The 24,602-nt window shown below is 71.8% G+C and carries 16 protein-coding genes; 6 read left to right on the forward strand and 10 right to left on the reverse strand.

All coding sequences use genetic code 11. From position 1 onward, the window contains the following. The first annotated feature begins 120 nt into the window (after positions 1-120). Positions 121-1,644 carry a serine/threonine-protein kinase gene (locus ACX114_RS28975; protein WP_459289807.1) on the forward strand — a complete coding sequence of 508 codons (1,524 nt, stop codon included), beginning with the start codon at positions 121-123 and terminating at the stop codon, positions 1,642-1,644. Here the strand turns inward: ACX114_RS28975 and ACX114_RS28980 are convergent. From ACX114_RS28980 to ACX114_RS28995, 4 genes are all read right to left on the reverse strand, one after another. Continuing rightward, entirely contained in the window at positions 1,641-2,879 is a 1,239-nt protein-coding gene (locus tag ACX114_RS28980) for an NAD(P)H-dependent flavin oxidoreductase (protein ID WP_459289809.1), read from the reverse strand. The genes ACX114_RS28975 and ACX114_RS28980 overlap by 4 nt on opposite strands. A 70-nt stretch (positions 2,880-2,949) precedes the next feature. Beyond that, complete coding sequence (locus ACX114_RS28985) at positions 2,950-3,771, reverse strand: spermidine synthase (RefSeq protein ID WP_459289811.1); 822 nt, start codon at positions 3,769-3,771, stop codon at positions 2,950-2,952. 18 nt (positions 3,772-3,789) lie between these two features. Then, positions 3,790-4,443, reverse strand: coding sequence for a hypothetical protein (locus tag ACX114_RS28990; RefSeq protein WP_459289813.1), 654 nt, complete (start codon positions 4,441-4,443; stop codon positions 3,790-3,792). 10 nt (positions 4,444-4,453) lie between these two features. After that, positions 4,454-5,971 carry a M91 family zinc metallopeptidase gene (locus ACX114_RS28995; protein ID WP_459289815.1) on the reverse strand — a complete coding sequence of 506 codons (1,518 nt, stop codon included), beginning with the start codon at positions 5,969-5,971 and terminating at the stop codon, positions 4,454-4,456. A 278-nt stretch (positions 5,972-6,249) separates the two neighbouring features. Here ACX114_RS28995 and ACX114_RS29000 point away from each other — a divergent pair, with 278 nt between their 5' ends. From ACX114_RS29000 to ACX114_RS29020, 5 genes are all read left to right on the forward strand, one after another. Continuing rightward, a complete protein-coding gene (locus ACX114_RS29000) occupies positions 6,250-6,795 on the forward strand; it encodes a peptidase M23 (protein ID WP_459289817.1) in 546 nt (181 codons plus the stop codon). A 96-nt stretch (positions 6,796-6,891) separates the two neighbouring features. Next, on the forward strand, positions 6,892-8,058 hold the full coding sequence (locus ACX114_RS29005; protein WP_459289819.1) for a HEAT repeat domain-containing protein: 1,167 nt from the start codon (positions 6,892-6,894) through the stop codon (positions 8,056-8,058). Beyond that, a complete protein-coding gene (locus ACX114_RS29010; protein WP_459289820.1) occupies positions 8,058-9,023 on the forward strand; it encodes a HEAT repeat domain-containing protein in 966 nt (321 codons plus the stop codon). Before ACX114_RS29005 ends, ACX114_RS29010 begins: the two co-directional genes overlap by 1 nt. Before the next feature lie 82 nt (positions 9,024-9,105). Then, positions 9,106-9,903: a ZIP family metal transporter gene (locus ACX114_RS29015; RefSeq protein ID WP_459289822.1), complete on the forward strand. Its 798-nt coding sequence runs from the start codon at positions 9,106-9,108 to the stop codon at positions 9,901-9,903. An 87-nt stretch (positions 9,904-9,990) separates the two neighbouring features. After that, on the forward strand, positions 9,991-11,406 hold the full coding sequence (locus tag ACX114_RS29020) for a sigma 54-interacting transcriptional regulator (RefSeq protein WP_459289824.1): 1,416 nt from the start codon (positions 9,991-9,993) through the stop codon (positions 11,404-11,406). On the opposite strand, the gene ACX114_RS29025 is transcribed toward ACX114_RS29020, so the two are convergent. The 6 genes from ACX114_RS29025 to ACX114_RS29050 all read right to left on the reverse strand — a co-directional run bounded on the left by ACX114_RS29025 (position 11,403) and on the right by ACX114_RS29050 (position 24,576). Further along, on the reverse strand, positions 11,403-12,818 hold the full coding sequence (locus ACX114_RS29025; protein WP_459289826.1) for a serine/threonine-protein kinase: 1,416 nt from the start codon (positions 12,816-12,818) through the stop codon (positions 11,403-11,405). The genes ACX114_RS29020 and ACX114_RS29025 overlap by 4 nt on opposite strands. A 3-nt stretch (positions 12,819-12,821) precedes the next feature. Then, a complete protein-coding gene (locus tag ACX114_RS29030; protein WP_459289828.1) occupies positions 12,822-14,381 on the reverse strand; it encodes a hypothetical protein in 1,560 nt (519 codons plus the stop codon). A gap of 118 nt (positions 14,382-14,499) precedes the next feature. Further along, positions 14,500-18,993: a protein kinase domain-containing protein gene (locus ACX114_RS29035; RefSeq protein ID WP_459289830.1), complete on the reverse strand. Its 4,494-nt coding sequence runs from the start codon at positions 18,991-18,993 to the stop codon at positions 14,500-14,502. A gap of 15 nt (positions 18,994-19,008) precedes the next feature. After that, a complete protein-coding gene (locus ACX114_RS29040; protein WP_459289832.1) occupies positions 19,009-20,859 on the reverse strand; it encodes an OPT family oligopeptide transporter in 1,851 nt (616 codons plus the stop codon). A 53-nt stretch (positions 20,860-20,912) separates the two neighbouring features. After that, entirely contained in the window at positions 20,913-22,910 is a 1,998-nt protein-coding gene (locus ACX114_RS29045) for a HipA domain-containing protein (protein ID WP_459289834.1), read from the reverse strand. A 1-nt stretch (position 22,911) separates the two neighbouring features. After that, entirely contained in the window at positions 22,912-24,576 is a 1,665-nt protein-coding gene (locus tag ACX114_RS29050; RefSeq protein ID WP_459289836.1) for a DUF262 domain-containing protein, read from the reverse strand. Between the last annotated feature and the right edge of the window lie 26 nt (positions 24,577-24,602).

Genomic DNA, 24,602 nt, shown 5'->3' on the forward strand with positions numbered 1-24,602 from the left:
GTCAGACACGACCCCCTGGGTCATGCGGCCCCAAGGGGATCCTCCACATTGGCGAACGGATCAGTGGACGTTTGAAAGCATTGGGAGCGCATGGCTATGGTTCGCGAGCCAGCGCCCCCCATGAAAACCCCCTCCTCTCGTAGCGACGCCGGGCAACCCGTCCGGCCGGAGTCCCGGTCCAGCGCAACCACGGATCCCCTGCTGGGCATGCAGGTGGGCGAGTTCGTCATTCAGGAGCGCATTGGCTCGGGCGGCATGGGCGTCGTGTACCGCGCGGTGCACCCGCTGATTGGCAAACAGGCCGCCATCAAGGTCCTGCGGCTGGAGCTGGTGTCCGAGCAGTTGGTGCAGCGCCTGCTCGTGGAGGCCCGCGCGGTCAATGCCGTCCGGCATCCGGGCATCATCGACATCTTCGGATTCGGCAGCCTTCCGGATGAACGGCCCTACGTCACCATGGAGCTGCTTCAGGGGAGGCCTCTGTCGGACTTCGTCCGAGCGAAGCAGCCCATGGAACTCGAGAGCGTCGTCTGGGTCATGGACCAGATGCTGGCCGCGCTGGGGGCGGCGCACCGGGCGGGCGTCGTTCACCGGGACCTGAAGCCCGCGAATGTCTTCATCGCGGAATCACCGCAGACACCAGCCTCAGTGAAGCTGGTCGATTTCGGCATCGCGAAGCTTCTGGAGTCGGGTGACACCCCACTCACGGCCGACGGCACCGTCATTGGTACGCCTGAGTACATGGCGCCGGAGCAGATCCGCGGGGACAGCGACGTCAGCCCCGCGACGGACCTCTATGCGGTGGGCGTGATGATGTTCCAACTGCTCACCGGCGTGCGTCCGTTCCAGGGCGACTCCGTGCAGGTGATGTTCGCGCACGTGGAGGCGCGCTCTCCCGCGCCATCCTCGCGCGTACCTGGGCTTCCTCAGGAACTGGACTCGCTGGTCCTGCAGTTGCTGCAGAAGGATCCAGCGCGGCGGCCTTCCTCCGCCGAGGCCGTACGCGAGCGCTTGAAGCGCATTCCCCTGCGCTCGGCGCCCCGTGCCCCTTCGCTTCCGAAGTCCGACATCGTTTCCACGGCCACGCCTGCCGCTGGGAGCACCGTCACGGACACCACGACGCAGGAAGCACTTAAAGCCATCCGCCGGGGCCCCGGGCCTGGCTGGTTCCTGGTCGGAGCATTGCTGCTCCTGGGTACAGGAGCCGCGGTCATCCGGCTCCGAACGACGTCCCCGGCGGTGACCGTGGCGCCCGCGCTCGTTCCGCCCCACGTGGTTGAAACACCGCCATCGCCCAAGCTCGAGGTGAACGACCTGCCGGAGCAACAGGAGAGCACTCCCGCTCCTGCCTCAACGGATGCCACCAAGGCCCAGCAGGTCCTTGCGCAGGAGCCGACGCCTGCCTCCCCTGCGCCTACAAAGAGCTTGAAGGAAATGAAGGATGAGCATCTCGGGCAGATCAAGACGCTCGTCAGACGGATGAGAGCCCGAAACGGAGGTCATGATCTTCCAACAGAGGAAGAGACCTACCAACTGAAGCTCATGACTGGCATCGACGCGGCGAAGACACCCAAGGAGTTGGCGTTGAGAGAGAGGGAGCTTGCGGCATGGGAGCGCCACCTCAACCAGCTCTTCCCCCCGCCCTAACCCCGGTCCTCCTCGTCCGCCTCATCCAGCCCCTCCGGCGACTCCAACAACCGACGGGCGCGCTCCATCATCTCCACGACGATCTGCCCGGCGGGCTGCACGGTGTCGATGCGCGCCATGCTCGCGCCTCCCGCTGGGAGGCTCATCTCCTCCAGGTCTCCCTGGGTGTCCGGCGTGGGCAGGAAGGAGCTGAACTTCGGCATCACGTACTGCACGTCCAGCACGCCCGGGAACAGCCGCGTCGTGCCGATGGCGTCCGAATCCTTCGTCGCCGGCACGCTCGATTCGCGCCCGGCCCACTCGCGCACCACGCGGTTGCGGATCACCCGCATGCGCTTGCCCGGCCACTCCGGCCCGAACAACGTCGTCAACGCCGTGTCGCCCGCGTCTCCGTCCACCAGCCGCTGCTTGTAGAGCGGGTGCGCGTACGCCTCCACCGACGCCACCAGCCTCGTGCCCACCCAGACGCCGTCCGCGCCTTGATGCAGCGCTCGCGCGGCGCTGTATCCGTCCGCGATGCCTCCCGCCGCCAGCACCGGCACCGCTTCCGTCAGCTTCCGGAACTCCTTCAGCAGCACCAGCGTCGGCGTGCTGCCCAGGTTGCGCCCGCCCGCCTGCCGCCCCTGGGCAATGAGCCCCTGCACCCCGGCGTCCAGCGCCTGCCTCGCCAGCTCCACCGTGCCTGCCTGCACCCAGACCCGCGTCCCTGCGGCCTGGAGCGCCTGGATCCATTCGCGCGGCGGCATCGTCCAGTGGAACACCACCACCGGCACCTTCGCCGCGATGCACGTGTCCACGTGGTCCCGCGTCGTGAAGCCGTGCGGCTCCAGCTTGTCCACGATGAAGTCCACGCCGTAGGGGCGCTGCGTGCCCGCCTGGATGGCCTTCAGCCGCGCCTCCAGCACGCTCGGCGGCTCTGGCGCCCCGCCCAGCATTCCCAGGCCGCCCGCCTCCGACACCGCCACCACCAACGGCGGCAGGGACACGAACGCCATGCCCGCCCCGACGAAGGGATAGTGGATGCCCAGCTCCCGCGTCAGCCGCGTCCTCAGCGTGTTGCCCTCCAACACGAAGATGGGCTTCTGCTTCGGACGGGCCTCCAGGCCCGCGGCATCGGACTCGCCGTCCGCCAACGGCGCCTCGTCCTCGGAGGAAGCAGAGGGCTGGCCGGGTCGTCCGTCGTTCGCGCCGTTCATCGCGTCTCCCGAAAGGATGCTGACGTACCGAGCCTTCAAGATTAGCAGCGCCGCCCCCTGATTCAGCCGCGGCCGGGCGGGGCCGTGCTCACTGGCCAGCAGAGCGGCCTCACTCCTCCGGGATGAGGCCGCCGGGCCCCAGCCCCGCGTCCGTCAGTACCCGCCCCCGCCCCAGCCTCCGCGTCAGGGGCCGGTAGCGCTGCGCCACCAGCGTGCTCAACCGGAACGGCAGCTTCCGCTCCCGCTCCACCCGGCGGGCCTGCTCCACCAACGCCTCGCGCGTCAGCCGCAGCGGGCCTTCCAGCCCCACCAGGATGCGGTTGGTCGTGGTGGGCACCTCGAAGATGGACAGGCCGTGGAAGCTCACCTGGTAGGTGCGCACCATCGCGTCGTAGTGCGGGTTGCCCGCGGACTCCCAGATGTTGCTCGCTACCACCCCGCCCCGCGTCAGCCGCGAGCGCACCGCCCCCAGGAACTCGCGCGTGGCCAGGTGCCCGGGGATCTGATCCGCCCCGTACGCGTCCAGGAAGATGAGGTCATAGGGCGGCCCGTCCGCCTCGATGAAGGCCCGCCCGTCCGCCACGTGCGCGCGCAGGAGCGCGTCCTCCTGGAAGCCGCAGTACTCCTTCGCGGCGTCCACCACCGCCGCGTCGATTTCGACCACGTCGATGTGCGTGTCCGGCAGCACCGCGCGCAGGAACATGGGGATGGAGCCGCCCCCCAAGCCGATGGCGAGGATGTTCTCCGGCCGGGGCACGAACGCCAGCGCCACCATCGCCATGCGGGTGTACGGCAATTCCAGCCGCAGCGGTTCGCCGGGCCACACCACGCTCTGGCGCGCCCCCCCGTCGCCAAAGCGCAGCGAGCGGCGCCCTTGCGAGTCCTCGGTGACGATGACGGGCCCGGAGCCGTCATCGCGGTCATCATCCAACGCCAGGGCCCGGGCTCCCTACTTCGCGTCCGTCACCGGCAGCGGTCCGCTGTCCAACACCCGCTGCGCCGTCACCGCCGGCCCGTACCGCGGCGTCTGGATGGGCGTGCCCTGGGAGTCCTTCCCCTGGCTCAGCGGGATGGCGTCCGCGTCCGGCAGGTAGCCCACGCGCAGGGACACCTCGCGCACGTCGGACAGCTCGCGCGTCTCCTCCGGGCCCGTGGGGTACGGCAGCGCGGTGCGCAGGGGCAGCGGCACCACCGCGCGGCGGTTCGCCGTGGCGCCCGGCTCCACGCGGCTGACCGCGGGCACCTCCGGCGCTTCCACCGCCAGGTCTTCCGGCACCGGCAGCAACATCCGCGACAGCACGACCTTGCCGCCGGACAGGTCCACGTAGGCCCGCTCGGGCGCCAGCGTGAGGTGGCCGCTGAAGCCCACGTCCCACAGGCCGTCCGTGAGCAGCACGGCCTTCTGCGTCCGGTTGTGCACCGCGTAGGTGACGGCGAGCGTGTCCGCCTCACGCGCCACCGACTCCACCTTCAGCTCCACATCCGCCTGGGCCACGCGCTGTCCTCCGGGGTCCGCTGGGGGCGCGGGCCGCTCCGGCGCCCGCGCGCAGCCCACGAATATCGCCAGCGCCATGATGGCACCAGCGCGGCGGAAGGTCTTCATCCCCCGCATCCTAGTAGCGCGGGCGGGTCGGCAGGTTCAGGTCGTCACGCAGGACGTTCTCTCCGGGACGGCCGCCCTGCACCACGTCCGGCGTGGACGGGTCCTGGTCCAGGTCGATGGGCAGGCCCACCGCGGAGGTCTCCAGGTTGCGCGTGCCGTTCTTGGAGCCCAGCGCCAGCGTGCCGTTGTTCATGTCCGACGCGTGCACCAGCTCGTGGAACAGGCCCACCACCGGCGGGCGGTTCATCCACTCCTCGTCGCCCAGCGAGATGCGCGTGGTGTTGTAGTTCACCTGCGCGTCCGTGCCCTTGCCCGGCGTGCCGTCCGCGTTCATGAAGCCGTCGTTGAAGTTCGTGCCGCCCGCGCTGTTGCCGCTGGACGTTTCGCGGATGACCGTCTTCTTGCCGCTGGCGTCCAGCGTGCCCAGCAGCTCCTGGCCCGAAGGCAGCGAGCGCATCGCGTCCAGGTCCGACTGCACGCGCGCCTGGAACTCCGCGCTGCCCGTCACGGAGACGGAGGAGCCGCGCTGGTCCGCGTTCGTCATGTCGACGATCTCGCGCTCGCCCTCGGCCGCGTCGCAGGTGGCCTCGTTCTCCTCGACGTAGAGCTTGTCCGTGCCCTTGCCGCCGCGGACCGTGTCCTTGCCCTCGCCGCCCGCCACCGCGTCGTTGCCCGCGCCGCCCGACAGCGTGTCATCGCCGCGCCCGCCGATGACCTGATCGTCGCCCTCGCCGCCGAAGGCCCGGTCGTTGCCAGCGCCCGCGTCGATGTAGTCCCGGCCCTTGCCGCCCGACAGGGTGTCATTGCCGTCCAGGCCGTACATCACGTCGCGGCCCTCGCCGCCGTAGACGCGGTCGTCACCCGCGCCGCCCTCCAGGTAGTCGTCGCCGTCCAGGCCCTTCAGCGTGTCCGTGCCCTCGCCACCGATGACGGTGTCGTTGCCCGCGCCGCCGACGAGCGTGTCGTTGCCCGCGCCGCCCGTGAGCTTGTCGTCGCCCTCACCGCCATCCAGGGTGATGTCCTGCGTGACGCTCTTGTCCACCGTGATGGAGTCGTTGCCAGCGCCGCCGTTGATGATGACGCCCTGGGCCTGCTCGGCGGTGAGGTTCACCGTGTCGCTGCCGGACGTGATGGTGAGCCCGCCGTTCTTGTTCTGCGTCACCTTGGCGGTGTTGTTGCCCGCGCCCAGGTCCACCACCGTGCGCCCATCCGCGTTCGTGCTCACCTGCGGCGCGAGCGCCTTCGCCACGCCCTTGCCGATCTTGTCGAGCGCGGAACCGAGGCCCGACGCGATCCCGCCCAGGAAGCCGCCGCCATCCTTGTCCTTCTTCACCGCCGTCTCGGTGGTGCGGACCTCCGTCAGCGGGGGACGCGAGCCCGCGCGGGGCCCGGAGTCGAACCCGTCCGACATCCGCTGCGTGACGGCGGCCTTCACCGCGTTGGGCTTCACGGGCGCGGCGGGCGTCTTCGGCTGCGGGGTGCTGACAGGGGACGTCGTGCGCGAGCCGGGCTTGCCAATCGTGGTCATGTCGCTTCTCCCAGGTGACGGAGACACCTGGCCTGAGGGTCCCGGCGGCGGGTCGCCAGGGTCGGCCGAACGCCGACATTCCAGATTGTCGTGAACGTTTGCCGCCAGTTGCGTCGTCCAGCCCGAAACGACACAGCGCGGCACGGAAGCCCTTGGAATCGTTGTGTTTCTCAATTCCCGATTCGCGAGACGGTTTCACGTTTTTCGTGTATTACGGCTTCACCGCCCCCGCCCCATTCGCGGGGAAACGGGGGGTGGATGACGGGAGGGAGCACCGCATGAAGCTGAAGACGTTGCTGTCCGCCGGGGTGGCGTTGGCCGCCGCGGCGTGGGCCAGTCCGGGAGTGGCGGCCACGGCGAACGGCCCCATCTGCGACACGGCGGCCTACGTGAACTCGACCACGTATTACAGCTGCACGGGGAGCAGCCACACGGCGCTGGATATCGGGAACGGTACCTGCGGCGAGTGGAACCACCGCGGCATGCTGGTGGGCAACTACTACTATTACTACTACGGCGGCTGCGCGGGGGCCTGCTACGGCTCCACCTGCAACGGCGGCGCGGGCAACTACTACGTGGTGTCCGGCGGGAGCGGCTGGGACTTCCGCCAGCTGCACTTCTACGCCAACGTCAGCTCCGGCACGAAGACGTGCGACCGCTGCGCGCTGGGGCTCGTGGGCGGCACGGGCAACGCCACCGGCCCGCACGTGCACGCGGACAACCGGCAGTACGGCACGCGCAAGTCGGCCTGGTACACCAGCGTCGGCACCACGTGCGGCACCAACGCCTACTGCAACAACCGGCTGGGCGTTCCCACGCTGTAGCCCGTGTGGCTCCGGGCGGGGGCCGCGTGTGCCCCGCCCGGCTGTTTCCGGCGCGCGTGCGCCCTTCCTTCCCTCACTGTGTGAGCCCCCTTCGACATGACCTCCCGTCCCCTCTTCAAGGTCGCGCTCGCCGGCCTCGTCCTCCTCGTCGCCCTGGGCGTCGTGTGGTGGCGGGGCTCGGCTGGGAGCGCTGACGCCGGTCCTCCGCTGCCTGCGGCGGCGAGTCCTTCCATGCCCACGGCCGCCGCCGGCAACGCCGCCGCCGTGGAGCCTCCGCCCGCCGCGCACGCCGGACCGCGCGAGGAGATTCCCATGCCCGGGTGCTGGGACGGGCTGGCCGCGCTGGACAGGTCCGCGACGCTGGAGTCGCTGCACGCCGCCGTGGCCGCCGCCATCCAGGCGCGCGACACCGCGCTGGTGGCCTACCTCCAGGAGCGTTTGACGGAGCTCGTGGGCAACGACCCGGACCGCGCGCTGCAACTGGTGGCATGGGCGGTGGGCGCCGCGCCGCCGGAGCCGGCCATCTACCTGGAGGCCCTCAAGGCCGCGCCCGCCGTGCGCCACCCGCGCGTCACGGAGAAGCTGATGTCCGTGGCGGAGGACAAGTCGCTGGCCACGACGGACCGCGCCTCCGCGCTGGACGCGCTGGAGACGCAGCACCGCTTCACGCCGGAGACGCGCGGCCGGATCAAGGCCATCGCGATGGATGAGTCCGCGGACTCCGCCGCGTGGGTGGCCACGCGCACGATGGGCCGGGTGATGAAGGAGGACTACGAGCGCACGGGCACGTATGCGCCGTACTGGAAGGACCTGCTGGACATCGGCACCACGTCGGATGACACGGCGGTGCGGCTGCTCGCGCTGGAGATGCCTTCGTACTCCGACCCGCTGCTCGACCCGGACTCCATCGACGCGCTGGCGAAGGTGATGCGCACCGACAAGGAGCGCGACGTGCGCGAGATGGCCGCCTTCCGGCTCGCCGTCACCGAGGATCCGCAGAAGGCCCTGGCCGCGTACCGCGCCGCCTTCGACGGCGAGCAGGACCTGTGCGTGAGATGGGCCTTCCTGCGCTTCGCGGTGCGCGCGGCCGGCGCGGACGCCCTTCCCCTGGTGGAGGAGTTCGCGCGCAAGGACCCGCGCCTGCGGCAGGACTACCTGGACTTCAAGGCGCTGTACGCCACCGGCACGACGGACTTCGCGCGCATCTGGCTGGGCAAGAAGGAACACCACGACTGCGTGGTCGAGGAAGGAGCGCCGCACTGATGGGCTCGCGAATGCTTTGGCTGTCGCTGCTGCCCGGCCTGGCCCTGGCGCAGGCCACTCCGCCCCCCGTCCCCACCAAGACGGCCTGCACGGTGGAGGGCATGCTGGACGAGGTGCGCGTGGCCATGAAGACGGGCTCGCCCGCGTACCGCAAATACGCGCGGCTGCGCTTGAAGGAGGCCGCCATCGCCATGCCGCCGGAGGCCCTGGGCCGGGCGGTGAGCCAGGAGCGCGACCCCGCCGTGCTGGAGGCCGTGGGCGCGGCGCTGGCCACCAAGGCGAGCAACGCGCAGAAGCCGGAGCTGCTCCAGCCGCTGCTCTCCCGCGCGAGCCAGGACGCGGATCCCGGCCTGCGCGCCGCGGCGGTGCGCGCGCTCCAGGGCTCACCGTCGGTGGAGTTCATGGCGAAGAACGGCGGCGTCGTCACCTACGAGCAGCTCGTGCGTGACAGCGCGCCAGAGGTGCGCCAGGCGGTGGTGGAGAACCTGGTGACGGAGAGCGCGGGCATCTACTTCGGCCACAACCCGGAGATGGCGGAGGCGGCGGTGAAGGTCGCCGCGGCCACGGACGACCCGGCGCTGGCCCAACGCCTGCTGGGCGAGGTCTCCATGGAGGCCGCGAGCCCGGAGGTGGTGCGCAAGCTCACCCAGCAACTGCGCTCGGAGGACGCGGGCCTGCGCGCGGCGGCGGCGAAGGCGCTGGGCGGCGTGCCAGGCTCCGAGTCCGCGGGCGCGCGCCGCTCGCTCACGTCCCTGTACCGGAGCGACAGCGACCTCGCGGTGCGCAAGTCCGCGCTGGAGGGCCTGGCTCGGCTGGGCCAGTCCGGCGCCCGGCCGCTCCTGGAGTCCCTGCGCGGCGTGGACAAGCGGTTGGATCCGGAGATCGACGCGTGGCTGTCCGCGCTCCAGAAGAACCTCCAGGAGTGGCACCTCCTCCTGCGGGAGAAGCAGCGCCTGTCGCCCTGAGTGCGTCCCCGCGGACACGTTCGCGCCCGGCCCCGCTGAAAAGGTGGCCGGGCGGCGGGGAGTGCGACAGGTTGAGGGGGCCATGTCCGACAGCGGTTTCGGCTCGTCCACCCTCGTATTGGCGCTCGTTGGCAGCGCCGTCACCGTCCTCTCCACCAGCCTGGGCGCGGTGCCCGCGCTGGCCATGGGCGGCATCTCCCAGCGCACCAAGGACGTGCTGATGGGCTTCAGCGCGGGCGTGATGCTCGCGGCCACGGCCTTCTCGCTCGTCGTGCCCGCCATCCATCTGGCGGAGGAGCGCTCCACGTCGCGCTTCGTCCCCGCGCTGGTGGTGGGCGGCAGCATGCTGGTGGGGGGCCTGTTCCTGCACCTGTGCAACCGCTTCATCCCGCACGAGCACTTCATCAAGGGCCAGGAGGGCAACGCGGAGGCGGTGAACCTCAAGCGCATCTGGCTGTTCGTGCTGGCCATCGCGCTGCACAACTTCCCGGAGGGCCTGGCGGTGGGCACCGGCGTGGGCAGCCGCTCCATGACCATCGCCGCGCCCATCCTCGTGGGCATCGGGCTGCAGGACATCCCGGAGGGCTTCGTCGTCGCGCTGGCGCTGATGGGCGTGGCGTACAGCCGCAAGCAGGCGGTGCTGGTGGCGCTCTACACGGGGCTGGTGGAGGGCGTGGCCGCGCTGGTGGGCTTCTTCGCCACGTCGTTCGCGTCGGGCGTGCTGCCGTGGGCGCTCGCGTTCGCGGGCGGCTCCATGCTGTACGTCGTCAGCGACGAGATGATCCCCGAGAGCCACCGCCAGGAGTACGCGAAGGAGGCCACCGCCGGGCTGATGGTGGGCTTCGTGCTGATGATGTTCCTGGACGTGACGCTGAGCTGACGCTTTGCGTGCGCGCACCGCGTCTGTGTCCTGCCGGACACCTGCCTGCTCCGCCCCGTGTGGCCCGGACGTGGTAGTTTCGAGTGCATGTCTGTGTCGGATCGAACCCGCGTCGACGGGGCCCCCGGGGAGTCGAAGGACAAGGGCGCCCGCCCGGACGAAGAGGGCCAGGAGGCCGCGCTCCACGTGACGCTGCCGTATGAGCAGGCCCGCCGTCCGGGGGACCTGCCCACGGTGCGCCGCTTCCGCCTGTCCGTGGTGGAGGGCCCGGGCGCGGGCACGGTGTGGGAGTCCACGGCGGACACCTGCTCGGTGGGCTCGCATCCGCTCAACGACTTCGCGGTGGAGGACTCCACCGTGTCGCGCTTCCACTGCGAGGTGCGGATCGGGCTCAAGGGCCCGCAGGTGAAGGACCTGGACAGCCTCAACGGCGTCATCGTGGACGGCGTGCAGGTGGTGGAGGGCATCCTGCGCAGCGGCAGCCTCCTGCGGCTGGGCCGCGTGGTGCTGCGGTTCGACTTCAGCGCGGAGAGCAACCGGCTGCCCCTGTCGGAGTTCACGCGCTTCGGCACGCTGGTGGGCACGTCCGTGGCCATGCGCGGCTGCTTCGCGATGATGGAGCGGGCCTCCGCGCGCGACGTCACGGTGCTGCTGGAGGGCGAGACGGGCACGGGCAAGAGCCAGGCGGCGCTCGCCATCCACCAGGCCAGCCGTCGCAAGGACGCGGCCTTCCTCGTCGTGGACTGCGGCGCCATCCCCGCGCACATCCTGGAGAGCGAGCTGTTCGGCCACGAGAAGGGCTCCTTCACCGGCGCGGTGAGCCGGCGCGCGGGCGTCTTCGAGGAGGCCGATGGCGGCACCGTCTTCCTGGACGAGATTGGCGAGCTGCCCCCGGAGTTGCAGCCCAAGCTCTTGCGCGTGCTGGAGAACCGGGAGATCCGCCGGGTGGGCAGCAACACGTACCAGCCGGTGGACGTGCGGCTCATCGCGGCCACGCACCGCGACCTGCGCGCGGAGGTGAACGCGGGCCGCTTCCGCTCCGACCTGTTCTTCCGGCTCGCGGTGCTGCGAATCGCCATGCCGTCCCTGCGCCAGCGGCCGGAGGACCTGTCCATGCTGGTGTCGGGCATCCTGGAGTCGCTGGGCGCCGACCCTGAGCGCACGGGCGCGCTGCGCACGCCGGAGTTCCTGTCGCGCCTGCGGCACGCGGCGTGGCCGGGCAACGTGCGCGAGCTGCGCAACCACCTGGAGCGCTGCCTGGTGTTCGAGGACGCGCTGCCGCTGGCGGAGGAGGACTCGCGCCCGGAGGGCAGCCCGCTGGAGCTGGACCTGTCGCGGCCGTACGCGGAGCAGCGCCGGCGCGTGGTGGACGACTTCGAGCGGCGATACCTGCGGGCGCTCCTGGAGAAGCACCAGGGCAAGGTGGCCCAGGCCGCCGTCACCGCCGGCATGGACCGCGTGCACTTCTACCGGCTCTTGCGCCGGCACGGCATCAAGCCCTAGCGCCGGGAGGACAGCCGCCAGCGCTCCGGTGACTCCGTCACGGGGCTGGCGACGAAGTCCGCCTCCAGGCCCCGCAGCGCCGCGCCGGTGACGATGGGCGTGGCGTCTTCACCGGCGTCGCGCACCCAGCCGGGCAGGTGGAGCAGGCCTCCTTCCCCGCCCGCCGCGTCCCACGCGGAGGCCGTGCCCTCCGTCCAGCCGTGCGCGTCTTCCCGCGACGTCAGCCGGTCCACGTGCACGGTGACGTGCAGTCGCGCGGGGGGCGCGTTCGCTCCCGTCAACGCGAGCCCCACGTCCAGCACCCTCGCCCGCAGCTCCCGTTCACGGCGCACGTCGTCCGGGAGGCTGGCCACGGCGAGCAGGCACGCGCTGCCCATCACCCGCACCTCCAGCCCGGCCTCGCGCGCCAGGGTGCTCGCGCGCTCCAGGCTTGAGTCCAGGTCCTCCATGGCCGCGGCGTCCGGTTCTCCCGTCAGCCGGGCCTCCACGTACAGCCCCACCGCGCGCGGCACCTCCACCGGCGCCGCGCCTCCCAGCACCGCGCCCCGCAGGTCCTCCAGGAGCGCGTCCACGTCCGGGTGGCGGTCCTCGCGGGCCTTGCGCAGACACCGCAGCACCACCGCGTCCAGCGCGGCGGACACCGGCGCGTGCTCTCCGGGACGTGGCGGCGGCGCGTGCAGGTGCTGCTGCTCCACCTCGTGGCGCGTGGTGCCCTGGAAGGGCGGCATGCCGGTGAGCAGTTGGAAGAGCAGCACGCCCGCGGCGTACAGGTCCGTGCGCGCGTCCGGCACCTCGCCGCGGATCTGCTCCGGCGCCATGGACAGGGGCGTGCCCAGCACCACGCCGGTGTGCGTGAGCGACGAGCTGCCCGGCGCGCCCGGCACCAGCCCCTTCGCCACGCCGAAGTCCACCAGCTTCACGGCGGGGCCGCCGCGCCCCGGCGCGAGCCGCACCACGTTCTGCACCTTCAGGTCGCGGTGCACCACGCCCGCCGCGTGCGCCACCCGCAGCGCCGCGCCCACCTGCTCCATCACCTCCAGCACCTCGCGTGGAGACAGGGGGCCTCGCGTGGCCAGCTCCGCCGCCAGGTCCTGCCCCTCCAGCCACTCCATGGCGATGAAGGGCCGGCCGTCCGACAGCTCGCCGTATCCCAGCACCGTGACGATGTGCGGATGGCGCAGGCGCTGGAGCGTGGCCGCTTCACGCCGGAAGCGCCGCAGCGCCACCGCCGCCGCGGCCACCTGCGGGTGCAGCACCTTCAGCGCGGCGGGCACGCCGGACCGCGCGTGCCTCGCCCGGTACAGCGCGGACACGGGGCCTTGGACCTGGACGTGGTCCACGACCCACTCGCCCACGAGCGCGCCGGGCCGCAGCTCCTCGCCGTAGAGGGCCTCCTCGCCGCTGCCCGCCATGGGCTAGTACTTGCCCCGAGAGGTCTCATGGGGCGGCGGGGGCTCCGTCCAGCGCTTGCACAACTGGAGATGCTGATCATCCACCAGGTCGCATGCGCCGTTGAGGAAGACGGTGACGGGCTCCTCCCAGACCTGGTTGGACGTGTCCATGCAGGCCTCGAAGTCACCGTCGCCCGCGAGCAGCGAGCCGTCCTGCGTCTTGCACTGGTAGGGAACACCCGGGTCGGTGCTCCAGCACGGGCCCGTGACGGTGGCCGCGCAGTCCTCCTGCGTGCCCGGCAGCGCGCACACGCGATAGGTCGCGTACGCCCGGCCGTAGACCCAGCCCGGGTCGTAGCAGGAGTAGAGGTCCTTGAAGACGGGCTTCGACTGGCGGCCTCGCGGACGGTTGACGGTGTAGCGGTCCTTCGAGCCCGCCACCAACGTCACCGTCACGTTGATGTCGTCGCGCAGCGCGTCCCTGCCGAAGAGGTTGCCGTAGAAGGCGCCCTCGCGGACCCGGTATACGGCGCGCTCGGAGAGGGGGGCCTGCACGCCGGACGAGACGCCCACGGTCACCGTGCCCTCCGCGTCGCTGTCCCAGGGCGCGCTCATCACCGTGAAGTACCCACCCGACGCGGGGCAGGTAAAGGTCACGGAGGGGTCCGTGTCCGAGGAGGACGAGGGGTCCGTGGACTCCGGTGAGCAGCCCTGGCTGGACTCCACGTGCCGCGCGTCCGCCTTGTCGCAGCCCGCGATGCCCCGGCACACGCGCAGCATCATGCGCGTCTCGGAGCTGGAGCCCAGCGGCGTCCCGGACGGGCAGACCGCCGGGCCTCCCGCGCCCACGGAGATGGTCTGGCCCGCCGGGCACCACCCCACCGAGTGCATCTTCCAGCCGCAATCGCGCTCCGCGCCCACCGTCTGCTCGTCGCACGGCACGGCGCTGTTGATGGACGCGGTCGTGGACGGCACGTGCTCCAGCGGCACCGTCCACGCGTCCAGGGAGAAGGGCTCCGCCATGGACTGGGAAGGCTCGTGAATCTCCCCGCGCATGGACAGGTCCACGCGGTAGCCCAGGCCGTTGTTGCGCGACAGGAGGCACGCCGTCACGCGCCGGAGGCACGCGTCGCCCGGCGCCTGCGTGCGCCACCACGGACAGAGGCCCGCGGAGCCGGCCCATTCACCGCGCTGGGAGCCCGCGGGCTGGAAGGGATTGAGGTATTCGAGCGTCTCGCCCTCGCCCAACGCGCAGCTCACCAGATACGCCATGAAGCGCTGCGCGTAGGGGTCGCGGAGCTGGTTGTTGACGAGCGCGGTGCCCGCGCCGGGGACCATCTCATCAGGGTCGAAGAGGGACTCCAGCGAGTTCGTGGACAGGGCCGCGTTCGCGTCGTGGTTCGCGGCGATGGCGTTGAGCACCAGCTCGCGCGTCGTGAGCGAGTTGGCGATGCGGATGTCTGACTTGCTCGTGCCGAGCGACACGTCGGCATCGGCGCTGGCGTCTTCCGGGAGCGCGGGCTCGCAGCCGGTGAGGGCCAGCAACAGGAAACACCAGGGGACTCGGAGGACGGAGGAGGCCATCGCGCGAACACTCCTTGGGCAGGATTCGGAAATGGGAGGGAAGGAAACCCCAGGCGCGGCCTTCTTGTCTCCCTGTAGCGCGAAAGGTTACGGGAGCGGCACCGTGTAGCGATTCCCGTTACAGCGCTGAGGGTGCGAGCGCGGCACGCAATGCGTGGAAACGCGTAGCCCACAGCGGGGCTTCGGCCACGGCGGGGCCGGCGCGCTCAAGCCATGCACGGGCCTCGTCGATGGCGCCCGTGCGGCGTGCGCTGCCGATGGCCTGCAGGAGGATCTCTGCTTTCTCATCCGGTGAGGCCAGCGCGTCCGCTTCCGTGTGGAGCGCGGCCCAGTCCGTCGCGCGGAAGGCGCCGGTGGTCTGTTGATGGACCTGGAGCTCCACGAGCCGCCGCATGATGGCGGTGGGCGGCAGGGACTCCGGCGGACAGCGCTCCGAAATCCAGGCGAGCTGGCGGGCCGCCGCTGCCTCGTCTCCCGCAGCGGCCTGGATGCGGGCGATGAGCAGCGCGTCCACGGGCACGGGGTGTTCGCGGAAGAAGCGCACGCCCAACTCGTGCGCGCGCTGCGCGAGGGGGAGCGCTTCGTCCAGGCGGCCCTGCATGTAGAGGACCTCCGCCAGGTTGAAGGTGGACCAGCGCTCCATCTGCGCGTGGCCCAGCTCGCGGCCCAGGGCCATGGCGCGGCGCAGGTCCGCTTCCATGCGGGGCACGTCGCCCTGACGGAGCCACAGCAGGACGCGGTTGCTCAGCACGGCGGCCTTGTGCAGTCCGTCGCCCGCGGCCTCGCAGCGCTCCAGGGCTTCGTCGAAGCGTTCAGCGGCTTCTGGTGCGCGGTCCAGGAAGGTGAGCGCGGCGCCCAGCAGGGCCAGTGACACGACCAGCGTCTCGTGGTCCCGGGCCCGCTCGGAGCCCTCGGCGGTGGAGGTGAGCACGCGGGCCGCGGCGGCCCACTCGCCTTGCCGCACGTGCAGGCGGCCCCGGGCGAGGCCACAGCGGAGGGACAGGCGCGGCGCGTCCAGGGGCTCGATGGCGTCGAGCGCTTCGCGCGTGCAGGCGGCGGAGCCTTCCGAGTCCTCCATCCAGTCGCGCGCGGTGGCTTCCTCCAGGAGCAGGTCCACTTCGAGCGCGGCGTCGCCTCGGGTGCGGGCCAGGGCGCGCGCGGCGGAGAGGTCCGCGAGGCTTTCACGGAAGCGCTGGAGGCGGTGGCGGACCTTGCCCCGTCCCGCGAGCGCCTGGGCCCTGCGCGCGTCGTCGGACTCCGGGAGGAGCGCGAGCGCGCGCGTGTAGTGCTGCTCCGCTTCCACGGAGAGGTGACCGGAGCGGGCCTCCTCCGCCAGCACCAGGTAGTCGCGCGAGGCCTCCAGGTGGGCGCCGCAGACCGCGGCGTGGTGCGCACGGCGGCGGCGTTCGGCCACGTCGTCGCCCACGCTGGCCTTGAGCGCGGCGGCGTGCAGCGCGCGGCGGGGCGCGGGAGGCAGCAGGGCCTCCAGGGCTTCGCGCAGGAGCGGATGGCGGAAGGCGAAGCGGCCCGGGCCGGTGGGGCGCAGGAGGCCCGCGCGGGCCAGCCGTTGCAGGCCCGCGCCCGCGTCCAGCGCGGCGGCGCGCGACAGCTCCGGTCCAGTCGTCAGGTGGCGCAGGGCCGCGTCCACGCGTGCGACGTCCACCTCCGTGCCGAGCACCGCGCACAGCCGCGCGAGCACCCGGTGGGCTTCCGGAAGGCCCGCGAGCGCGCGTGGGGCCAGTCGTTCAAAGAGCGGCGTGACGGAGACGTCCAGCAGCGCGTCCGGCGCGACGTACCATCCGCCGCCCGGTGCGGAACGCAGGGCACCGGCGGCACGGAGCGCGCGAGCCAGTTCGACAAGGGACAGGGGCACGCCCTGCGCCAGTTGTTCCAGGCGCGCGAGCACGGGTTCGGGGATGTGCTCCGCCGGGCGCAGCAAATGGACAAGCACCGCGCGGCTGGCCTCCGGAGACAGTGGCGGCAGCGTACGGCGTGAGGAGTGGGCGCTGCGCTCGCCCAGGTGGGGACGCAAGCCCAGCAACGACGGACGGCCGGCGACGCAGATCCACAAGGGTGCTCGCGGTCCCGCGAGCGTGGCGCGCTCGAGCACATCCAGGCTCAGGGGATCCGCGAGGTGCGCATCATCCAGCAACAGCACGAGCGGGGCTTCACGGGCCTGCTCGACGAGCGCCTCGCCCAGGATGCGGGGCTCCGCGGAAGGACGGCCCACGACGGCGCGCAGGGCATCCAGGAGGGAGTTGGACAGCGACGCATCCGGCGGAGGCGCGCGCAGACGGACGACCCGGGCATGGCCCGCGGACTCCAACTGGAGCGCGAGCGCCTTCAGCAACCGTGACTTGCCATGCCCCACTTCGCCAGTGAGCACGCCCAGGCCCGGCGCAGAGGCCGACAGGCTCCGCGCCGCGTCCGCGACCAGTGCCTCCAGCAGCGCGTCGCGGCCCACGAACGGAGGAGGCTCGCCATCAGCACGTGCTCCGTCCTCGTCGTGGAGGCGCAGCCGGAAGACCGCTTCGGGCTCGCGCTCGGCGTCCAAGGTGCGTGCGCCCTCCGCGGCAGCATGCGGCACGGTGGCTTCACGTGCCCTGACCTTCTGCGCTGGGGCGTATTCGTCCTCCAGAGCCGCTGGCGAGGGCGTGGACTCCTGGTGTGCCCACTCACGCGTCGAGGCACGTCCGTCCTCTACAGCCGATTGCAAGGGAGTGGGCTCATCGCGCGTCCACTCACGCGTCGAGGCACGTCCGTCCTCTACAGCCGATTGCAAGGGAGTGGGCTCATCGCGCGTCCACTCACGCGTCGAGGCACGTCCGTCCTCGCCGGCCGCTTGCGAGGGTGTGGGCTCGCGGCGCGCCCATTCACGCGTTGCTGAACGGTCGTCCCCTTCGGCTGCTTGCGAGGGAATGGACTCGCGACTCGCGGACTCACCCGTCGCGACGAGTTCATCCTCTACGGCCGCTCGGGACGGAGTGGACTCGCGGCGCTGCAACTCGCGAGGCGCGGAGCGCTCGTCCGTTACAGCCGCTTGCGAGGGAGGGGGCTCGCGACTCACTCTCTCACGCGTCACGGCGCGCGCGTCATCTACGGCCGCTTGGGACGGAGTGGACTCGCGACTCTCGGACTCTCGCGCTGCGGGGCGAGCGTCGCCGTCGCTCCCCTGCGATGCCGTGGATCCGATGCTCTCGGACGGCTGTTGCTCCCGAGCCTCAGACTCACGAGCCCCCGGCCTGGCTTCGGTGTCGCCGGGCTTCGTGACGGGCTCGATCCAGCCGGGCTCCAGCCGCGCGACCGCCTCTGGCGTCACCCGCACTTCGCCTTGCGTGAGCGCCCTCCCCCACCACGTCTCCGGCCTCTCCAGCGCGGCACCCGCGACGCGCGGCAACGTGGTGCCCGGATGCACATACAGCACCGCGACGTGCAGCACCGCCGAGGCCTCTCCGGACTCCACCAGTCGCCGTGCCGCGAGCGCGCCCGCGCGCACGTTCGCCTCCGCGGACAATGACTCGCAGAAGACGAGCAGGTAGCCACCCGCCGCGACCCGCGCCAGCACTCCGCCGAATGGCTCCAGCGTGGCCGCCAACCCTTCCACCGACGCGGCCGTGCGCAACCCCAGCACCGCCACCGGACGCGCGCCCGCGAACGTCACCAGCGTCTGCGCCGGCCGCGCGTCCCTCGCCCCGACCACACCGGACAGCGAAGGCCCTTCCGCGCACGCGGCCTCGAACGCGGCCAGCAACTCCTCCGCGCTCGCGTACCGTTCCGCCGGCTCCTTGGCCAGACACCGCGCCACCACCGCGTCCAGCGCTCCCGGAACCTGCGCCCGCTCCGACACGCGCGGCGGACGCTGGCTCACGTGGCCTTCGCGCACCTCGTCCGGAGTGCCGTTGAACGGCGGCGTCCCCGTGAGCAACTCGAAGAGCAGGACGCCCAAGGCGTAGATGTCCGCCGCCGGCCCCGCCTCGCGCGCGTCCAGGCACTGCTCCGGCGCCATGTAGACCGTCGTGCCCGCGCGGTTCCCCGCCGCCTCCGCCGGTCCCGCGTCCATCCACCGCGCGAGCCCGAAGTCCAGGAGGCTCAGCGCGCCACCTTCACGCAGGAAGATGTTCTCCGGCTTGAGGTCCCGGTGCGCGACCCCCACCGCGTGCACGCGCGCGACCGCCGGACACAACCCCGTCAGCAACTCCCGCACCCGCGCCACGGACGCCGCGCCCGTCCCCGGCAGCGCCGCCATCCACGCCGCGAGCGTCTGCCCTCGCAACAGCTCCTGCACCAGGAAGGGCCTGCCCCCCACCCGCCCCTCTTCCAGCACTTCCGGCACCGTGGGAGGTCCGACGCGCCGGAGCGCCTCCGCCTCGTGGGCGAAGCGCGCATGGTGCGGCCCCAGCCCCACCTTGAGCGCCACCTCGCGGCCGTCCGACTCGCGCACCGCCGTGAAGACGTGGGCGAAGCCCCCCACCCCCAACAGGGCGGCACCGGACAGGCCGGGGACGTCGGGAATCGCCAGCGGCTCCAGGGGGAGACCGGACCCGGTGGCGACGCCATTCACGGGACACGCCGCGCCGGGAGCGAGGCGGCGGTGGCAGACCGGACAGCGCATGCGGATGCCCGAAGGCTACCAGAGCGCCCGCGCCAGCACGATGCCCACGCCCACCAGTCCCTCACCCGCGATGAGCCCGGCAGCCAGCGTCACACCCGGCCCGTCCGACGCGGGCCGCCACCGCCGGGCCAGCTCCCACCCCAGCCCGCCCAGGAAGAATCCCAGACAGGTGGAGGCAGGCAGCAGACACGCCAGCCCCACCCCGACCGCCGAGGGCGTCCAGCGCCGGAAGCGCTCCGGCAGCGCCTGCTCACCCAGCGTGAGGACGGCCGCCGCTCCCGCCGCCCAGGCCATGGCGATCCGCAGGTCCGCCGAGACGGCATCCAGCCCCGACGCCAGCACCCGCGCCACGCCCGCGGTCACCGTCGCGGCTGGCGCCGGGAAGCGCTCCGACCCGAGCACGGACGGCTCCGGCACCAGCAGGTAGAACAGCGGCACCACCACCAGCGCCCCCACGACACACCCCACCAGCTGCGCCAGGAACACGCGGCGCGGATTCGCACCCAAGAGGTGCCCCGCCTTCAGGTCCGTGAGCAGATCCGCGGACGAGGACGCCGCGTTGACCGTGATGCCCGCCGTCGCCAGGTTCGCGCGCACGTCTCCAGGCAGGAGCACGCCATACGTGAGCTGCGTCACCTGCCCCAGCGCGCCCACGGGGCTCACGTCCGTCTCGCCCGTGACACGGCAGGAGATGAGACACAGCACGAACGACAGCGCCACCGCGAGCAGCGCGTGCGGCACCGGCACGTCGAAGCCCACCCGCGCCAGCGCCACCGTCGCGGGCGTCAACACCAGCATCCCAGCTGCCCACCACCGCCCGGGAACCTGGAGCGCTTCAATGGGATGCGGCGACTGACGTGGCCCGCGAAGCCCTCGCAGCGCCCGGCCCCACACGCGGGCCTGGAGCGCGAACTGCAACAGCGACGCGGTGGTGAGCGCCGCCGCGCCCGGCCACAGCGCCCACGCGAGAAAGTCTCCATCCGGAGCCACCACGCCCGCCGCCATCAACCGGGGCGCGACGACGCCATGGACCACGAGCGCCCCAAGCCACATGGACGCGGTGACGCGCACGCCCAGCAGCGCGCCCCCACCCACCGGCATCAACCCCGTCTCCAGCGCGAACCCCAACCGCTCCAGCGACACGCCCCCCAGCGTCCCGGGAAACGCATACGCATAAGGCACGCGTCCGAAGCCATCCCGCGCGAGCGTCAGCACGCCCGCGATCAGCCCACCCACGCCCAGCATGCGCAGCCGGGGCCCCGCCGCCTCCCCTCCCGAATGCAGCGCGCGAGCCGTCGCCGCCGCCGCCGTCCCGGACGCGAACGGAAGCTGCTCCCGGTCCACCAACTGCCGCTTGAGCGGCACCGCGAACAGGACGCCCAGCGTGGACAAGATGAACGTCCACGCGAGCAACGTCACGCCGGGCAGGTGGTGCCCCGTCGTCAACAACCACGCCCCCTGCACCGACACGAGCGCGCCGCCCGTCGCGTACCCCGCGGACGACGCCACCGTCTGCGCGCATCCCAGCTCCAGCAGCGACAACGGGCTCCCGGCGACGCGAGGGCTCAAGCGCCGGAGCGCCCCATGCGTCGCGGACGCGAGCAGCGCGGCGGTGACAGCCACGCCGAACGCCACGCCCGTCTTCAGGCCCGCGTAGAGGTTGGTGGCACAGGTGAGCACGCCCAGTCCCGCGCCCAGCAATACCGCGCGCAGGGTGAGCTGGGGCAGCCGGTCGCCCTGATACACGTGCTTCAGCCAGTAGGTGTCCACCTCCGCCTGCGTCGTGCCGGGGATGCTCAGCAGCGTCAGCGAGGCGTCAGTGGGCGTGTCCCCAGTGGGGACGGCACGGGGGGCGGGGGCCGGCATGGGCCGCCCATCCTCTCCGTTCGTCCCCTCCCGCGCCACCCAGGCCCGAGGCTTCAGGCCTCGCGCGAACGCAGCAGGTAGAAGACGTAGCCGTAGCTGTCCCCGTGGCGGCGGTACAGGTTCACCTCCTGCTCCGCCGCCGCGATGACCTCGCGCAGCGCCGCGTCCGCGGTGGGGCGCAGTTGGTCGATGCGCTGGAGGAGCGGCGTGTAGTAGTCGTCCCACCACGCGGACGCGGGCAGCGTGAAGGTGTCCAGCACCGTGAAGCCCGCCGCCTCCGCGCTGGCGCGGTTCTGGGCGATGTTGCCCATGGCCGGGTACCCGGCGGACCAGAAGCGCACCGCCTCCGGAGGCCGGACGTCCGTGAGCCAGGTGCACTCGGTGACGGCCACCAGTCCCCCCGGCGCGAGCAACGGCCGCCACTGGCGCAGGTCCTGCTCGAAGCCCACCAGGTAGATGGCGCCCTCGGACCAGAGCAGGTCGACGGATGCAGGCGGCAACGACAGCGCGCGCATGTCCTCCTGGCGCGTGACGATGGCGTCCGACAGTCCCTGCTCGCGGGCCTCGCGCTCCAGCCGGTCCAGATAGGGCCGGTGCAGGTCCACGGCGGTGACGCGCGTGTTCAGCTCGCGCGCGAGCACCAGCGACTGCCGTCCGGTGCCCGAGCCCAGGTCCAGCACGCGCGGCGACGGAGGCACCGGGCCCAGGCGCCGCAGCGCTTCCCGGGTGCAGGCGTCGCTGCCGGGGCCCAGGCGGGGCAGCTCGTTGTAGAGGGTGAAGAAGGCGTTGACCGTCTGGCGCAGCTCGCCCGCGCTGCGCTTCACGTTGCCCTGGAGCAGCGGGACGCGCTTCCAGTGCTCCTCGATGCGCTGCTTGAAGAGCTCCGGCATGGGCAGGTCCGCGCGCAGCGTGGTCCACGCGTCGAGCGCGACCTCCACGGCGCCCTTCACCACCGGGAGGACGTCCTCGTCCGCCAGGCCCAGCTTGCGCGCCAGGCGCTCGAAGCTCTGGAGCGACACGTCCTCGAAGCGCTTGGACTTCGCCAGGTTCAGCGCGAGCTGGTCCTGCGGCATGTACTGGATGGTGGAGACGAAGTCGTACGCGGGCGACAGCGTGGGGCGCGTGCCGTCCGGGTAGTAGAGGGACCAGTTCTTGTGGTGCGCGTCGCCGTTGCCGCACGCGATGATGAACACCAGCCGCCGCAGGAACTCCTGGAGCGCCTCCAGGCCCGCGACCTTGAGCAGCACGTTGGCGATGGTCTCGTAGTTGTACTTCTTGTACTTCTCGTCGGAGTACAGCCCCAGCACCTGCGCCAGGTCCTCCATGTGCACGCGGCGGCCGGGGGACGGCCGGTCGAAGCGGCGGATGGCGTACGCCAGGTCCTCGCGCAGGGTGATGCCCTCCGGGAGGCCGTGCAGGTCGGAGACCGGGAGCAGTTGGAGCTCCGGCACGTCGATGCCGGTGGCGCGGGCCCAGGTCATCACGGACAGCTCGTTCTCCGGCACGCGGTCGTAGCGGTTGTCCGGGAGCTTGACGATCCAGTCTCCGCCCAGGCCGCCCATGGGCAGCGTCATGCCCCGGTCGCGCCGGAGCATGGAGAACTTGAGCTGCACGCCCGCGAGCGAGAAGCGCAGCGGCTCACCGTCCGACACGGGCTCCGCGGGGACGTCCACGAGCGGCGCGTCGTGGCCGGCGAGCTCGCCCGCGGGGCGGACGATGACGGCGCCGGAGAGGTCCGCGCCCAGGTGGGCGATGAAGAAGAACTCGCGCTGCCGGGCGATGTGCTGGCGCTCGGAGATGAGGTCGCGCAGCGGGCCTTCGGGCAGCAGGTTGGAGAAGAACGGCGGCAGCCGCATGCGGCTGGTGTGGCGGCGCGACAGGTCGTCCTCGAAGAACTGGCCCAGGACGGGGCGCGGGTAGCGCTGGCGGTAGTCCTCGGAGAGGCTGAACTCGATGCGCTCGTCCGCGAGCAGCGTGAGCGTGCCGACGTGCACGTCGCCAATGAGGACGTCGAGGATGCCCGTGGTGGACACGGGGAGCGTGGGGTCCATGTCAGTCCTCATCGTCGTCGATGATCATCGACTGGAGCGAAGGCCGGTCCGAGTCGTCCCAGCGCGTGCGGGCCTCCATGAACTGGCGCAGGACGGGCTCCAGCACCGCCTGGCGCAGCTGGAGGAACTCCAGTCCGTCATTGCGCCTCAGGGCGCCCAGGGCCTGCGTGGTGAGCCCGTGGCTCTGGAGGATGTCCTCCGCCAGGGGTGGCCAGGCTTCGAGCATCTGGACGGGCGGGCGCCCCGGAACGGGCGGGTGGAAGAGGAAGCCGAAGGTCCCGTCCATCACGCGCCGGACCATCCGGCGGTCCACGATTCCGGGCGTCATCCACCGCATGTCCCCCGGAGGGAGGATGGGCTGGAGTCCTTCGCCCGGCAGCTCCAGCAGCTCTCCAGGTTCCAGCACGGCCCCCGTCCGCAGGTCGCGTGGCTGGAGGGACAGCATCGCGATGCGCAGGACCAGCGGAGGCCCCACGGGGGTGCTGGGAATGATGGGCATCCCCGTCTCCATCCACCAACGGATGAGCGGCGGCGGGATCTGGCCCAGCAACGTCTGGAGGGACCGCTCCTCGTCGGAGCGGATGGCCGAGAAGACCTGGAGGGCCTCCGGGGGCTTCAGCTCCCAGCCGCCGAAGACGATGTGGCGCCAGATCCAGCGCGACAGCAGCTCCCGGGAACGCGGTGACGGCTCCGGATGGAGCTGGAAGAAGCGCGTCAGCAGGACCAGCGAGTTCTCCGGCGCGGGCAGGAGCTTGAGGTGCGGGATGAACGCATCGCGCTTGAGGAACACGATGGCATCGCGAAGGGCCCGGTCCGTGCGGCGGACAGACTCCGTGAGCTCGTCGTCCTGGTTGAGCTGTTCCTGGTAGCCGCGCGTGAAGTCCAGGCCGCGCACGGCCAGCACGGCGCGCAGCAGCAGCGACTCCGGGATGCTCCCGAAGCCCAGCTCCCGCAGCCCTTCGGTCACCGACTCCAGGCTGAGCGAGCGCGAGCCCACGTAAAGCGCGTTGAACACCTCTTCATCCGTGAGCGGACGGCCCGCGGTGTTGAGGCGCTTGAAGATGATGCGCAGGACCTTCTCGTCCGCGGTGTCCACGACGTACGCGGGCACCTGGTACTCGCGGATGGCCTTGCCCAGGCGGATGGCGGCGCGCAGGTGCTCCGGGTGTGCCTCACGGCCCGGATAGCGGTTGAGCCAGTGGAGCAGCGACTCGCTGTCCAGCACCTCGTTCATCGGCAGCCAGTGAGGTGGCGGCGTGCCGGCGTCCGGAGGCGCGTGCAGCTCCTCCGTCTCCAGGTCGAAGTAGAGGTGGAAGTCATCGCGCCCGGCCTCGTCGCCATAGGACGGATGCAGCAGCACGCCCGCGAGCGCCGTCACGCGCTGCTGTCCGTCCACGGCCCACAGGCCCTGGCTGGTGGAGGGCGCGTCGATGCGCACGGGGCCGAAGCTGACGTTGGCGGCGGGGGCATCCCGGCGCCAGAACAACAGGGTCCCGATGGGATAGCCCCGGTACACGCTGTCCAGCAGGTCGCGCACGTCCTCCGCGGTCCAACGCAGGGGGCGCTGGAAGTCGGGGATGCGCACCTCGCCGCGCCGCACGCGGTCGAGCAGGTCCTCGATGCTGAACGACTTCGTCTCCGGGCGCCGCGTCAGGGGAGCGGGCATCGCGAGCCTCCTCCCCCGAGTCTGTA

The organism is Corallococcus sp. M7 (assembly GCF_054512695.1).

What these genes read in the sequence shown, in the direction of transcription:
- ACX114_RS29005 (WP_459289819.1), top strand. Translation starts at nt 6,892, where the DNA reads ATGACCTCCCGTCCCCTCTTCAAGGTCGCGCTCGCCGGCCTCGTCCTC.
- ACX114_RS29045 (WP_459289834.1), bottom strand. Translation starts at nt 22,910, where the DNA reads ATGGACCCCACGCTCCCCGTGTCCACCACGGGCATCCTCGACGTCCTC.
- ACX114_RS29010 (WP_459289820.1), top strand. Translation starts at nt 8,058, where the DNA reads ATGGGCTCGCGAATGCTTTGGCTGTCGCTGCTGCCCGGCCTGGCCCTG.
- ACX114_RS29040 (WP_459289832.1), bottom strand. Translation starts at nt 20,859, where the DNA reads ATGCCGGCCCCCGCCCCCCGTGCCGTCCCCACTGGGGACACGCCCACT.
- ACX114_RS29000 (WP_459289817.1), top strand. Translation starts at nt 6,250, where the DNA reads ATGAAGCTGAAGACGTTGCTGTCCGCCGGGGTGGCGTTGGCCGCCGCG.
- ACX114_RS29020 (WP_459289824.1), top strand. Translation starts at nt 9,991, where the DNA reads ATGTCTGTGTCGGATCGAACCCGCGTCGACGGGGCCCCCGGGGAGTCG.
- ACX114_RS28990 (WP_459289813.1), bottom strand. Translation starts at nt 4,443, where the DNA reads ATGAAGACCTTCCGCCGCGCTGGTGCCATCATGGCGCTGGCGATATTC.
- ACX114_RS29025 (WP_459289826.1), bottom strand. Translation starts at nt 12,818, where the DNA reads ATGGCGGGCAGCGGCGAGGAGGCCCTCTACGGCGAGGAGCTGCGGCCC.
- ACX114_RS29015 (WP_459289822.1), top strand. Translation starts at nt 9,106, where the DNA reads ATGTCCGACAGCGGTTTCGGCTCGTCCACCCTCGTATTGGCGCTCGTT.
- ACX114_RS28975 (WP_459289807.1), top strand. Translation starts at nt 121, where the DNA reads ATGAAAACCCCCTCCTCTCGTAGCGACGCCGGGCAACCCGTCCGGCCG.
- ACX114_RS29050 (WP_459289836.1), bottom strand. Translation starts at nt 24,576, where the DNA reads ATGCCCGCTCCCCTGACGCGGCGCCCGGAGACGAAGTCGTTCAGCATC.
- ACX114_RS29035 (WP_459289830.1), bottom strand. Translation starts at nt 18,993, where the DNA reads ATGCGCTGTCCGGTCTGCCACCGCCGCCTCGCTCCCGGCGCGGCGTGT.
- ACX114_RS28995 (WP_459289815.1), bottom strand. Translation starts at nt 5,971, where the DNA reads ATGACCACGATTGGCAAGCCCGGCTCGCGCACGACGTCCCCTGTCAGC.
- ACX114_RS29030 (WP_459289828.1), bottom strand. Translation starts at nt 14,381, where the DNA reads ATGGCCTCCTCCGTCCTCCGAGTCCCCTGGTGTTTCCTGTTGCTGGCC.